Origin of the sequence: Caenimonas sedimenti (assembly GCF_007833165.1) — a bacterium.
In the GTDB taxonomy this organism is placed as follows: Bacteria; Pseudomonadota; Gammaproteobacteria; order Burkholderiales; family Burkholderiaceae_C; genus Ramlibacter; species Ramlibacter sedimenti.
On record NZ_VOBQ01000006.1, the window covers coordinates 1 to 12,034 of the forward strand.

12 protein-coding genes are annotated in these 12,034 nt (G+C 68.0%); 2 read left to right on the forward strand and 10 right to left on the reverse strand.

The annotated features are described in order from the left end of the window. Positions 1-90 precede the first annotated feature (90 nt). Both FN976_RS08400 and FN976_RS08405 read right to left on the reverse strand, forming a co-directional pair. On the reverse strand, positions 91-846 hold the full coding sequence (locus FN976_RS08400) for an alpha/beta fold hydrolase (protein ID WP_145892567.1): 756 nt from the start codon (positions 844-846) through the stop codon (positions 91-93). After that, positions 843-1,868 (reverse strand): M14 family zinc carboxypeptidase, encoded by a 1,026-nt coding sequence (locus FN976_RS08405; protein WP_145892568.1) that lies wholly within the window; start codon positions 1,866-1,868, stop codon positions 843-845. The genes FN976_RS08400 and FN976_RS08405 overlap by 4 nt, the downstream gene beginning before the upstream one ends. A gap of 298 nt (positions 1,869-2,166) precedes the next feature. Between FN976_RS08405 and FN976_RS08410 the strand changes: the two genes are divergently transcribed. Next, positions 2,167-4,407, forward strand: a complete 2,241-nt coding sequence (locus FN976_RS08410; RefSeq protein WP_145892569.1) for a PhoX family protein — start codon at positions 2,167-2,169, stop codon at positions 4,405-4,407. Between the two features lie 141 nt (positions 4,408-4,548). Here FN976_RS08410 and FN976_RS08415 read toward each other — a convergent pair whose 3' ends face one another. The 6 genes from FN976_RS08415 to FN976_RS08440 all read right to left on the reverse strand — a co-directional run bounded on the left by FN976_RS08415 (position 4,549) and on the right by FN976_RS08440 (position 10,620). Then, positions 4,549-5,034: a hypothetical protein gene (locus FN976_RS08415; RefSeq protein ID WP_145892570.1), complete on the reverse strand. Its 486-nt coding sequence runs from the start codon at positions 5,032-5,034 to the stop codon at positions 4,549-4,551. A gap of 74 nt (positions 5,035-5,108) precedes the next feature. Next, complete coding sequence (locus tag FN976_RS08420) at positions 5,109-5,651, reverse strand: MOSC domain-containing protein (protein ID WP_222432787.1); 543 nt, start codon at positions 5,649-5,651, stop codon at positions 5,109-5,111. After that, positions 5,651-6,985, reverse strand: a complete 1,335-nt coding sequence (glmM, locus tag FN976_RS08425) for a phosphoglucosamine mutase (protein WP_145892572.1) — start codon at positions 6,983-6,985, stop codon at positions 5,651-5,653. Before glmM ends, FN976_RS08420 begins: the two co-directional genes overlap by 1 nt. 23 nt (positions 6,986-7,008) lie before the next feature. Continuing rightward, a complete protein-coding gene (folP, locus tag FN976_RS08430; RefSeq protein ID WP_145892573.1) occupies positions 7,009-7,842 on the reverse strand; it encodes a dihydropteroate synthase in 834 nt (277 codons plus the stop codon). A 74-nt stretch (positions 7,843-7,916) separates the two neighbouring features. Then, positions 7,917-9,821 (reverse strand): ATP-dependent zinc metalloprotease FtsH, encoded by a 1,905-nt coding sequence (ftsH, locus tag FN976_RS08435; protein WP_145892574.1) that lies wholly within the window; start codon positions 9,819-9,821, stop codon positions 7,917-7,919. Between the two features lie 136 nt (positions 9,822-9,957). Then, on the reverse strand, positions 9,958-10,620 hold the full coding sequence (locus tag FN976_RS08440; protein WP_145892575.1) for an RlmE family RNA methyltransferase: 663 nt from the start codon (positions 10,618-10,620) through the stop codon (positions 9,958-9,960). Positions 10,621-10,641: 21 nt separating this feature from the next. Between FN976_RS08440 and FN976_RS08445 the strand changes: the two genes are divergently transcribed. Continuing rightward, positions 10,642-11,115, forward strand: coding sequence for a YhbY family RNA-binding protein (locus tag FN976_RS08445; protein WP_145892576.1), 474 nt, complete (start codon positions 10,642-10,644; stop codon positions 11,113-11,115). Here FN976_RS08445 and FN976_RS08450 read toward each other — a convergent pair. Together FN976_RS08450 and greA are read right to left on the reverse strand one after the other, a co-directional pair. Next, positions 11,093-11,521 (reverse strand): DUF4149 domain-containing protein, encoded by a 429-nt coding sequence (locus tag FN976_RS08450; protein WP_145892577.1) that lies wholly within the window; start codon positions 11,519-11,521, stop codon positions 11,093-11,095. The two genes, FN976_RS08445 and FN976_RS08450, sit on opposite strands and share 23 nt — an antisense overlap. Beyond that, positions 11,518-11,994, reverse strand: a complete 477-nt coding sequence (gene greA, locus FN976_RS08455; RefSeq protein ID WP_145892578.1) for a transcription elongation factor GreA — start codon at positions 11,992-11,994, stop codon at positions 11,518-11,520. Before greA ends, FN976_RS08450 begins: the two co-directional genes overlap by 4 nt. Between the last annotated feature and the right edge of the window lie 40 nt (positions 11,995-12,034).

Below are 12,034 nucleotides of genomic sequence, written 5' to 3' on the forward strand. Positions count from 1 at the left end.
GTGCGTTGGGGGCGCGGTTGTTGTGTGGGGGGGGGGGGGGGGGCCCCGGGCGCGCCGCCCCCCCCACTCTGGCTGCATTGCGTGAAGGTCCTATGACACCCGCGTCTTCCAGTCCGCCACCAGTCCGGCCAGCCAGCCCGGATCGTCCAGCGCCAGGTCGTGGCCGGCGGCCGGGTGGACACGCAAGGGTGCGCCCCAGTGCCTCGCCATCGCCCGGGAGCACTCGACCGAGACCAGCCGGTCGCGCTCCGACGCCACCAGCAACAGTGGCACGCCTGGCGCCGCGGCCGGCGCGCGGAACAGCGCGGCCGCCTTCAGCTGGCGCAAGGCGTTCCCGCGCGAGACGGGCGCCTCGAGCGCGTAAGCGGTCCATGCCTGCTGCGTTCCTTCGGCCAGCGGAAGATTGCTGGTCAGTCGCAGGATGGCGCGTTCGCGGTCGATGGCCGCGCGCCCAGGTGCCAGCAACCGCAACAGCGTGGCGTAGCTGGCGGGGCGCAGGCGCCGCCAGAAGGGCGAGAAGCGGCCAAGGCTGCTGTTGATCAGCACGCAGCCGCGCACTTCCTCCCGATGCTCCAGCGCCCATTGCAAGGCGACCATGCCTCCCAGCGAAAGGGCGACCAGCGCATAGGGAGGTGTGTGGGGGACGCCCGCGAGGGTCCTCCGCGCTGCTGCGACCATGTCTTCCACACGAGCCGGACTGCGCTCCCGCCACAACGCCCCGTTGCCGGGCAGGTCCAGCGCCACCACGGTGTCCCCCGCCGGCAGCGCGCACCGCAATTTGTCCGGAAAGCCGCCCCAATGCCGCGCCTCGCGTGCGAGACCGCGCAACAACACCCAGGTCGTCATGGCTGCACCCCGTCGTACCAGCGCGCCATGGCTTGCCGGCGGTGTTCTTCGCGCCGCGCGCCCGCGGGCAGCCAGAGCGAGTGGCCTGCCGCCGCACGCAACACGAAATCGAGCAGCGGCAAGTGCCGGCGCAGCACGCGTTGCTCGCGGTGGGCGATCAGCGGGTTGAAGATGCCGTGGCGCGAGAACAGCTGGCGCGGGTTCTTCTTGACCCAGGTCCAAGAACCCATCTCCAGCGTCAGCGGCAGGAACACGCCCGGCCCGCGCGCGGGAGCGCGCAGCACGAGGTGGTCCCACAGGTCGCCATGCGTGAGGTACTGGCGGCTCTGGGGCTCGAAGACGTAGGGATGATGGGTGTGGCTCTGGTCGAAGATCCCATGCAGCGCGTGCAGCTCCGGCAACTGCTCGAAGGGCGCGCGCCGGTGGGCGAAGGGAAACCACAGGCGGTCGAGCATGCCGAAGCCCGAGTGGCAGTCCAGGGCCAGGCTGAAGGGCCGGCCGAGCAGTTCCCGCTCGACCCGGGCGCACAGCGCAGCGCTTTCCGGCTCCATGGCTGCCCCGGGCACGCCGCGATACCACGGCAGCCCCGCGCTGAGGCGCTGTCCCCCGACGAGAAACGGCACGGGATGCAGGGCGTCCACCGGCGAATTGCGCATCAGGTCCACGCCGGCCGGGTTGGCGCGTGTGCCGCGCGCCATGCCGCCCGGATTGACGAGCGGCATGAAAAGCAGGCGGACCTGATCGAGCATCTGGCGCAGCGATGCGTCCCAGGCCATCCGCATGACCAGGTTGTGCAGGAAGGCGATGACGACGCGCGCCCCGATGCGCTCGAGCCCGTGCACGCCGCCGAAGTAGCCCACCGCCGGCAGCGAACGGTCGGGGTTGCCGAGCGTGATCGCATAGATGGGCAGCACGCGCTTTCCGTGCCGTGCTTCGCAAGCGACCTCGCACTCCACACCGGCGCCGGCCATCTCCACGATGCGTTCCAGCTCTTGCAGTTCAGGCAGCGGCGCGGTCTCCATGGATGCGCGAGCTTAGTGGATGCGGCCGTCATGAAAGCGCCACATGCGGGCGCTAGCGTGGCTCCTCAGCCAGGAGTATTTTCATGCATCACTTGCCCCTGATCGCCGCCGCCCTCCTGCGCGGCCTCGGCGAGTTCGCGAAGCTGCAACGCTGGCGCCTGCGCGAGCGCTGGCACGCGCACCGCTAGCCAAAGGTTGTCGTCACACAGACGTCACACGAAAGCCACGCCACTGTCACGCGGTGTTTCTACCCTGCCGGGTTGTTCCGACGACAACCCCAGAAAGGCAAGAAACCTCCATGAATGCATCGACGAAGGCCGAGCAGGTCGCCCTGCTCTCCCACGACGACGAAGACTGCAACCGCTCCGGCAACCCTTCGCTGATGGACATCCTCGACGCGCGCCTCTCGCGCCGCAATGTCCTGCGCGTCGGCCTCGGCACCGCCGGCGCCGCCGTCCTGGGCACCGTGTCCGCCTGCGGCGGCAGCGACAGCTCGCCGATCACGCTGGCCCCGTTCACCGCCGTCGCGAAGAGCGTCGCCGATATGGTCTCGGTGCCCGCGGGCTACACGGCGACGGTGCTGTACGCCCTGGGCGACCCGCTCACTGCCGCCACGCCCGATTTCAGGAATGATGGAACCGACACGGGCTACGAGAACCGCGCGGGCGACCACCATGACGGCATGGAGTACTTCGGCCTCAACGCAGCAGGCACCGCGCGCGATGTGGCCGGCTCCGAGCGTGGCATCCTGGCGATGAACCACGAAGCGCTGACCGACCAGTATCTGCATGCAGCCGGCGTCACCGCCAATCCGCGGCCCGCGTCCGAAGCCGACAAGGAAATCCCCGCGCACGGCCTGTCCTTCGTCGAGGTGCGCAAGCAAGGCGGCAAGTTCACCTATGTGCGGGATTCGGCATACAACCGCCGCGTGACGCCGCTCACCCCGATGCAGATCAACGGGCCCGCCCGCGGCAACGCGCTGATGAAGACGAAGTTCTCCCCTTCGGGCAACGACTGCCGCGGGACCATCAATGACTGCGGCACCGGGTACACGCCGTGGGGGACCTTCCTCACGGGCGAGGAAAACTGGGCCGGCTATTTCACCCGCTCCGCCTCCGACGATGCCGCGCGCGGCGGCGCCACGGCGAAGAGCGTGGTCTCGCTGGTCCGCAACGGCCGCCCGCAGGGTGCGGCCAGCCGCCACGGCTGGGAAACCGCCGGCAGCGCGGACCAGTATGCCCGCTGGAACATCAGCCAGACGGGCACCTCCACCGATGGGACGGACGACTACCGCAACGAGCTCAACACCTTCGGCTACATCGTCGAAGCCGACGTCTACGACAAGACCCAGGCCCTTCGCAAGCGCACGGCGCTCGGCCGGTTCGCGCATGAAAGCGCCGCGTTCAGCCGCGCGACGGCCGGCAAGCCGCTGGCGGTGTACATGGGGGACGATTCGCGCGGCGAATACATGTACAAATTCGTGTCCGCCGCCTCCTGGGCGGCCGCGGACGCCAACCCGGCGAACCGCATCACCACGGGCGACAAGTACCTGGACAGCGGCAAGCTGTACGTCGCCAAGTACAACGCTGACGGCACGGGCCAGTGGCTGGAGTTGAACATCGCCAGCTCCGCCATCGCGAACTTCGCCGGCTACAAGTTCGCCGACCAGGCCGACGTGGTGGTGAACGCGCGCCTGGCCGCCGATGCCCTGGGCGCGACGAAAATGGACCGTCCCGAATGGACGGCCGTCAACCCGAGGAACGGCGAGATCTACTGCGCGCTGACCAACAACAGCAATCGCAAGGTCGAGCCGTCCGGCTCCTCCCAGCAGGCCGTGGACGCCGCGAACCCGCGTGCCTACACCGACGCCCCGACGGCCGCGAGCGCCCCAGGCAACGTCAACGGGCACATCATCCGCATGCGCGAGGCCGGCGACGAGCCGGGCGCGACCAGTTTCACCTGGGACGTGTACCTGTACGGCGCCCAGTCAGACGTCGATGCGCTGAAGGTCAACCTGTCCGGCCTGACCGCCGACCAGGACTTCTCCAGCCCCGACGGCATGTGGTTCAGTTCCAAGACCGGGCTGATCTACGTCCAGACCGACGACGGCGCCTATACCGATGTCACCAACTGCATGATGCTGGTGGGCGTGCCCGGCCGCGTCGGCGACGGCACGGTGCAGAACCTGGAATACACCAAGGCGGACGGCAGCAAGCTCACGGTGCCCGCGCGCGTGGGCGCGAAGCCAACGAACGCCACGCTGCGGCGCTTCCTGGTCGGCCCGAAGGACAGCGAAATCACGGGGATCACCGAAACGCCCGACGGCAAGACGATCTTCGTCAACATCCAGCACCCGGGCGAGACGATCAGCAAGGCCAACGTGACGGACCCTTCGAAGTTCGTGAGCCACTGGCCCGGCAACGCCGGCTACGGGGCGGGCGGCGCAAACGCCCGTCCGCGTTCGGCCACGATCGTCATCACCCGCAACGACGGCGGTCGCATCGCAGCCGACGGTGACGAGGTGCTCAACAGCTACTAGAAGAACACCACTCGCGCATTGCGCGTTCGGCCCCGCTCCACCCAGGCGCGGGGTCGTTGGACATGGGTTTTCCTCGCCTGCACTCCAGGCAAGCGGCGATTGTGACCGGGAAAAAGACAGTCCGGCGCCGCGGCGCGACGGTCAGAACCGCATGCCGGCCTGGAAGCGGAGCATGTCGGGGCTGCCCGCCGGACCGGTGCGGGTGTCGTACGAGAGCCGCAGGTAGGTGTGCGTCCAGTCGTACCGAACGGCCAGGCCGAGCCGTTCCTGGCCGAGCTGGCGAGTGACGTGCATGGAAAGCGCCTGGCCATCGCCAAACCGGTAGCCGCCGCCCACGCTGACCGTGTCGCTGGCCAGGCTGCGGCCCACGTTCACGCGGGCGAACCATTGAGCACCCGCTTGCAGCGAGAGGCCCGCGCCGGTGTCGCTGCTGGCCGTGGACAGGTGCAGTCCGCCGACACTCATGAGACCGAGCCGCGGAGCGAGGTCCGGGTCGCCGGCGCTCGCCCAGGTGGGCTTGGTCAGCATGTAATTGGGCGCGAATTCCTGCGCGCCGGCCGCCGGCGCGGCCAGCAAGGCGGCAGCCAACAAAGGCGTTCCGGCAAGAATCTGGAAGGCGCGACGCATGGGTTCCACTGTAGACCCAGCAGGGGATTTCTGCACAGCCCAGGGTCTTTGTGTGGCCCGCGCGCCACGACGGATCACACGGGCTGGAGGGGCCTGTGTGGCACCGGCGGCAGGTGCACCAGGATGGTGTCTCCCGCGCGCACCGGGCCAGGCCGCGTGACCACGGCCATGACGCCGGCTTTGCGAATCAAGGCCCCGTCCCCGGCGCGGTCCAGCACGGCCGCCGTCAGGCCTGGCTGGAACCGGTCGATCTGGGAACACGGGTTGCGCAAGCCGGTTACCTCCACCTCGGCGCCGTCCCCGAACCGTAGCCGGCTCCCCGTGGGCAGATCCAGCAGCGCGACGCCGCGCGTGGTGATGTTCTCGCCCAGGTCCCCTGGGAACACCGGGTGGTCGCGGCCCACCAGTTCGTCGAACAGTTCGGCATGGAGCAGATGCACCTGCCGCAGGTTCGGTTGGCTCGGATCGCGCGCGACGCGCGAGCGGTGCTTGACGGTGGCGCCCGCGTGGGCGTCGCCCGCCACCCCCTGGCCGACGACCAGGACGATCTCGTCCTCGGCGTACTTGCTGAAGCTGTGGCTCGCGCTGCGATGGACGGCGACGACCTGACCCACGATCAGCCGGCGCGCACCACTTCCGCGAGGCGCTCGGCTCCCTGGCGGGCCACGCCCTCGTCGCTGGCCTCCACCATCACGCGCAGGACCGGCTCGGTGCCGCTGGCGCGGATCAGGACCCGGCCGGATCCGTTCAATTCATGTTGCAGCTTCTCGGTTTCGCTCGCCAGGTTCAGGTTCTTGCGCCAGTCCTGGCCGGCCTGCAGCCGCACGTTGATCAGCGTCTGCGGAAAGAGGCGCACGCCCTCCAGGAGCTCCGCCAGCGTCTTGCCGGAGCGAACCGCGGTCTGCAGCACTTGCAGCGCGCTGATCAGGCCGTCGCCCGTGGTGTGCTTGTCCAGGCAAAGCAGGTGCCCCGAGCCCTCGCCGCCCAGCAGCCAGCCGCGCTTCTCGAGTTCCTCCAGCACGTAGCGGTCGCCGACCTTGGCGCGGATGAATTCCACGCCGTGCTTCCGGAGCGCCAGCTCGACCGCCATGTTGGTCATCAGCGTGCCGACGGCACCCGGCACTTTCTCGCCGCGCTGCAGCCGGTCCATGACCATGAGGTAGAGCAGCTCGTCGCCGTTGTAGAGGCGGCCCTGGGCATCGACCACCTGCACGCGATCGGCGTCCCCGTCGAGCGCGATGCCGAAGTCCGCCCTGTTCGCCAGCACGGAACGCACCAGCGCTTCGGGGTGGGTCGCGCCCACCTGGTCGTTGATGTTCAAGCCGTCGGGCGAGCAGCCCATGCAATGGATCTCGGCCCCCAGCTCGTGGAAGACTTTCGGAGCGATGTGGTACGCGGCGCCATGCGCGGCGTCGATCGCGATGCTCATGCCCTTCAGTGTGAGGTCGTTGGCGAAGGTGCTCTTGCAGAATTCGATGTAGCGGCCGGCCGCGTCATCGAGGCGGCGCGCCTTTCCGAGGGTGGCCGAGTCGGCCCACGAGGGCGGCTTCTCGAGCTCGGCCTCGACATCCGCCTCCCATTCGTCAGGCAGCTTGGTGCCTTGCGCGCTGAAGAACTTGATGCCGTTGTCCGGGTAGGCGTTGTGGCTGGCGCTGATCACCGCACCCAGGCTGGCGCGCTGCGCCCGCGTGAGGTAGGCCACGCCCGGCGTCGGCAAGGGGCCGAGCAGCACGACGTCGACGCCCGCGGAATTGAAGCCGGACTCCATCGCGCTTTCGAGCATGTAGCCGGAGATCCGCGTGTCCTTGCCGATCAGCACGGTCGGGCGCTCCTCCGTGCGCTTCAGCACGCGGCCCACCGCATGCGCGAGGCGCAGCACGAAGTCGGGTGTGATGGGGGCCTGGCCCACCGTGCCGCGGATGCCGTCGGTGCCGAAATACGTCCTGCTCATGATGTCTCTTCCCTGGGTCTCTCTCAAGATTGCGCGACGGTCGCGGCCCAGACCTGGAGTGCCGCCACCGTCTCACGCACGTCATGGACGCGCACGATGCGCGCGCCCCGCTCCACTGCCAGCACCGCGGCCGCCACGCTGGCCGCCGTGCGCTCGTTGACCGGTTGCCCGGTCACCGCGCCCAGCGACGACTTGCGCGACCAGCCGGCCACGAGCGGCCGCCCGTCCGCCAGCAGCTCCGACTGGCGCGCCAGCAGCGCGAAATTCTGCTCGACCGTCTTGCCGAAACCGGTGCCGGCGTCCCAGACGATGCGCTCTTCCGCGATGCTGCGCGCCACCAGCGCGGCGCTGCGCGAGCGCAGGAATGCCAGCACTTGTGGCACTGCATCGCCCTCCATCGGGCGGCGCTGCATCGTCTCGGGTTCGCCGTGCATGTGCATCAGGCAAACCCCGCAAGACGGATGCGCGGCGATCGCGTCCACCGCACCCGGCTGCCGCAGCGCCCAGATGTCGTTGATGATGTCGCAGCCCAGGTCCAGCGCTTCGCGCATCAGTTCCGGCTTGTACGTGTCGACCGAGACGGGCACGCCGAGCAGTACGGCCTCACGCAGCACGGGCAGCACGCGCGCGCGCTCCTCGTCCAGCGGGACCGGCGGCGTCCCCGGGCGGCTCGATTCGCCGCCGATGTCCAGGATGTGTGCGCCTTCCACCAGCAGCTTTTCGCAGTGCGCCACCGCGGTGCGCGTGCTGGCGAAATAGCGCCCGCCGTCCGAGAAGGAATCGGGCGTGACGTTGACGATCCCCATCACCTTCGGACGGTCCAGGGCGATCTCGAAACGCGAAGTCAGCCAGCGCATGGACGGGATTGTGCGCCAGCGCGATCAGGCAAAAGGGGGCCAAAGGCCCCCTTTTTCAGCACATTGACCAAAGTTTACGCGGCGTTCGGAGCGGGATCCGGGCCGACCGTGGGGCCGCCGGAGCCGGTATTGCCGGGACGCGGCGTGAAGTCCTTGGGCGGGCGCGGCTCCTTGCCGGCCATGATGTCGTCGAGCTGCTCGGCGTCGATGGTTTCCCACTCGAGCAGCGCCTTGGCCATGGCGTGCATCTTGTCGCTGTGCGTCTCGATCAGCTTGCGGGCCAGGCCGTACTGCTCGTCGATGATGCGGCGGACTTCGGCGTCGACCTTCTGCATGGTCGATTCGGAGATGTTGGTGGTCTTGGTCACCGAGCGGCCGAGGAACACTTCGCCCTCGTTCTCGGCGTAGACCATCGGGCCCAGCGCGTCGGTCATGCCGTAGCGCATGACCATGTCGCGCGCCAGGTGGGTGGCGCGTTCGAAGTCGTTGCTGGCGCCGGTGGTCATCTGGTTCATGAACACTTCTTCGGCGATCCGGCCGCCGAACAGCATGGCGATCTGGTTCAGCATGAACTCCTTGTCGTAGGAGTAGCGGTCCCGCTCGGGCAGGCTCATGGTCACGCCCAGGGCGCGGCCGCGCGGAATGATCGTGACCTTGTGCACCGGGTCGCACTTGGGCAGCATCTTGCCGATGAGCGCGTGGCCGGCCTCGTGGTAGGCGGTGTTGCGGCGCTCTTCCTCGGGCATGACCATGGACTTGCGCTCCGGGCCCATGATGATCTTGTCCTTGGCCTTCTCGAAGTCCTGCATCTCCACCACGCGGGCGTTGCGGCGCGCAGCCATCAACGCGGCTTCGTTGCAGAGGTTGGCTAGGTCGGCGCCCGACATGCCGGGGGTGCCACGGGCGATGATCGCCGCGTTCACGTCCTGACCGATCGGCACCTTGCGCATGTGCACATTGAGGATCTGCTCGCGGCCGCGGATGTCCGGCAGCGTCACGTAGACCTGGCGGTCGAAGCGGCCCGGGCGCAGCAGCGCCGCATCGAGGATGTCCGGCCGGTTGGTGGCGGCGATGACGATGACCCCGAGATTCGTCTCGAAGCCGTCCATCTCCACCAGCATCTGGTTCAGGGTCTGCTCGCGCTCGTCGTTGCCGCCGCCGAGACCGGCGCCGCGCTGGCGGCCGACCGCGTCGATTTCATCGATGAAGATGATGCAGGGCGCGTTCTTCTTGGCGTTCTCGAACATGTCGCGCACGCGGGCCGCGCCCACGCCGACGAACATCTCGACGAAGTCGGAACCGGAAATCGAGAAGAACGGGACTTTCGCCTCACCCGCGATGGCTTTCGCCAACAGGGTCTTGCCGGTGCCGGGGGGCCCGACCAGCAGCAGGCCGCGGGGGATGCGGCCGCCGAGCTTCTGGAACTTCTGCGGGTCTTTCAGGAAGTCGACGACTTCCTTCACTTCTTCCTTGGCTTCGTCGCAACCCGCGACGTCGGAGAAGGTGATCTGGTTGCTGGATTCGTCCAGCATGCGCGCCTTGCTCTTGCCGAAGCTGAAGGCGCCGCCCTTGCCGCCGCCCTGCATCTGGCGCATGAAGTAGATCCAGACGCCGATCAGCAGCAGCATCGGGCCCCAGCTGACCAGCAGGGTCATGAGCAGCGAGCCCTCTTCGCGCGGCTTGACATCGAATTTGACGTTGTTGCTGATGAGGTCGCCGACCAGGCCGCGGTCGAGGTAGGTCGCGGTGGTGCGCACCTTGCGGTCGTCCTGGGTCATCGCCACGATCTCGGTGCCACCCTGGCCTTCCTGGATGATGGCGTTCTTGATCTGCTTGTTGCGGACCTGCTCGAGGAAGTCGGAGTACCCGACGACTTGGGCTCCCGCCGCGCCCCGGGTGTCGAATTGCTTGAATACGGTGAAAAGGACCAGGGCGATCACCAGCCACACGGCGATCTTCGAGAACCACTGATTGTTCAACTGTGTCTCCGGATACGGTACAGGCCCATCCTGGGCTACTTGCTGCCCATTCTAGGGGTTTCAAGGTACGGAATGATGGTTTTTCGCTACGCATTCCATAGGGAACACGGACAGCGCCGCGAAGGACAAACGCCCGTCAACGCGCGGTCTTCAGCCCCAAACCCACCAGGAAGGTCTCCGACGACTTGTCGCGGGAGGCCTTGGGTTTCAGAGTCTTCACCACCCGGAAGGTTTCACGGAAGCGCTTGACGGACTCGTCATAGCCCCCGCCGTGGAATACTTTGCACACCAGGGCGCCTTCGGGCTTGAGGTGAGCCTGGGCGAATTCGACGGCGAGTTCGATCAGGTGCGCGATGCGCGCGCCATCCGCCGAGGCGATGCCCGACAGGTTGGGCGCCATGTCCGACACCACGGCATCCACCTGGCGGCCGGCCAGTGCGGTTTCAAGCTGGGCGGCCACCTCCGCCTCGCGGAAATCGCCCTGGATGAAGGTGACGCCCTCCACCGGGTCCATCGGCAACAGGTCGAGCGCAAGGATGCTGCCGTTCAGCGCGCCGGCCGCCGCGCCGTCGGGCGAGAGCTTGCGCCGCACATACTGGCTCCAGGCACCCGGCGCCGAGCCCAGGTCGACCACGACGTCGCCAGGCCGGATCAGGCCCAGGGTTTCGTCGATTTCCTTCAGCTTGTAGGCCGCACGCGCCCGGAAACCCTCCTTCTGGGCGAGCTTCACATAGGTGTCGTTGACATGGTCGTTCAACCACGCCTTGTTCACCTTCTTGCTCTGGGTCCGGGTTTTCATCGTTGCCTCGATAATAGGGCCATGCCCGCCATCCAACTGACCATCCAGGAGCGCAAGGCGCACCGCGCCGAAGCCCACCACCTCTCGCCCGTGGTCATGATCGGCAACGACGGCCTCACGCCCGCCATCAAGAAGGAAGCCGACGCCGCGCTCAACGCCCACGGGCTGATCAAGATCCGCGTGCTCGGCGAGGACCGCGCGCAGCGCGAGGCCATCTACCTCGAACTCGCCGACAGCCTGGGCGCGGCGCCCATCCAGCACATCGGCAAGCTGCTGGTACTTTGGCGGCCCAAGCCCGCGAAAGCCAAGGCCGAAGACGAGGACCGCAAGCCCGGCCCAAAGGAATACAAGGTCATCCAGAACAGCAGCCGGGGCGGCCAGCGCCCCGAAGTGAAGCGCGTGCGCGTGCTGGGCAACCAGCGGCTGACGAGCGGCGGCATCGTGAAGAAGGCCAAGCCCAAGCAGCGGTCCGTCAAGAAGGGCCAGGCCGGCTGAACGCGGTCCGCCAGAAGACGACCAGCGCGCAGACCCACTGCCCCAAGTACATCGCGCTGCCGATGGCGTGCCAGCGCGGCAGGTTCTCCCGGGCCATGATGCGGGGGGCGACCGCGAATTCGGCCAGCAGCGCCAACAGCACGCCCGCGATCACGTAAAGCAGCGCGCCGCCCGCCCCGTCCAGGCTGGGCTGGCCCTCCGCATCCCGCGCGCTCACCAGCACCAGCATCCCGCAGGCCAGCGACAGCCATGTCTGGGCCGAAAACAGCCGGGCCGCCATCTGGCCTGCCTGGGCGGGTGTCGCCAGGTTCGCGAACAGCAGGGGAACGACGAGAAAGCCAACCACCGAAAGGCTGCCCCACCACAGGGCGGCGGCCAGCAGGGGGACGCGCGCTTTCCAGCTCAAACGTAGTGAACGGCGACGATCTCGTAGCGGCGCGTGCCGCCGGGCGCCTGCACCTCGGCGGTGTCGCCCTCTTCCTTGCCGATCAACGCGCGCGCGATCGGGCTGGACACATTGATGAGCCCGAGCTTCAAGTCGGCTTCATCCTCGCCGACGATCTGGTACTTGACCTTGTCGCCGCTGTCCTCGTCCTCGAGCTCGACGGTGGCGCCAAACACCACCTTGCCACCCGCATCCAGGCCGGACGGATCGATGATCTGCGCCGCGGCCAGCTTGCCTTCGATCTCCTGGATCCGGCCTTCGATGAAGCCCTGGCGGTCCTTGGCGGCGTCGTACTCGGCGTTTTCGGACAGGTCACCCTGGGCGCGCGCCTCCGCGATCGCCTGGATGACACCGGGCCGGTCCACGGTCTTCAACCGGTGCAGCTCGCTCTTGAGCTTCTCGGCGCCGCGTTTCGTCACTGGAATGGTTGCCATTGCGGCGTCTCCACAAAGGGAAACCGCCGGACGTTGCCGG

Bases quoted from the DNA above. Each gene is read 5' to 3' on its own strand.
- FN976_RS08400 (WP_145892567.1), bottom strand. From the start codon at position 846: ATGACGACCTGGGTGTTGTTGCGCGGTCTCGCACGCGAGGCGCGGCAT.
- FN976_RS08405 (WP_145892568.1), bottom strand. From the start codon at position 1,868: ATGGAGACCGCGCCGCTGCCTGAACTGCAAGAGCTGGAACGCATCGTG.
- FN976_RS08410 (WP_145892569.1), top strand. From the start codon at position 2,167: ATGAATGCATCGACGAAGGCCGAGCAGGTCGCCCTGCTCTCCCACGAC.
- FN976_RS08415 (WP_145892570.1), bottom strand. From the start codon at position 5,034: ATGCGTCGCGCCTTCCAGATTCTTGCCGGAACGCCTTTGTTGGCTGCC.
- glmM (WP_145892572.1), bottom strand. From the start codon at position 6,985: ATGAGCAGGACGTATTTCGGCACCGACGGCATCCGCGGCACGGTGGGC.
- folP (WP_145892573.1), bottom strand. From the start codon at position 7,842: ATGCGCTGGCTGACTTCGCGTTTCGAGATCGCCCTGGACCGTCCGAAG.
- FN976_RS08440 (WP_145892575.1), bottom strand. From the start codon at position 10,620: ATGAAAACCCGGACCCAGAGCAAGAAGGTGAACAAGGCGTGGTTGAAC.
- FN976_RS08445 (WP_145892576.1), top strand. From the start codon at position 10,642: ATGCCCGCCATCCAACTGACCATCCAGGAGCGCAAGGCGCACCGCGCC.
- greA (WP_145892578.1), bottom strand. From the start codon at position 11,994: ATGGCAACCATTCCAGTGACGAAACGCGGCGCCGAGAAGCTCAAGAGC.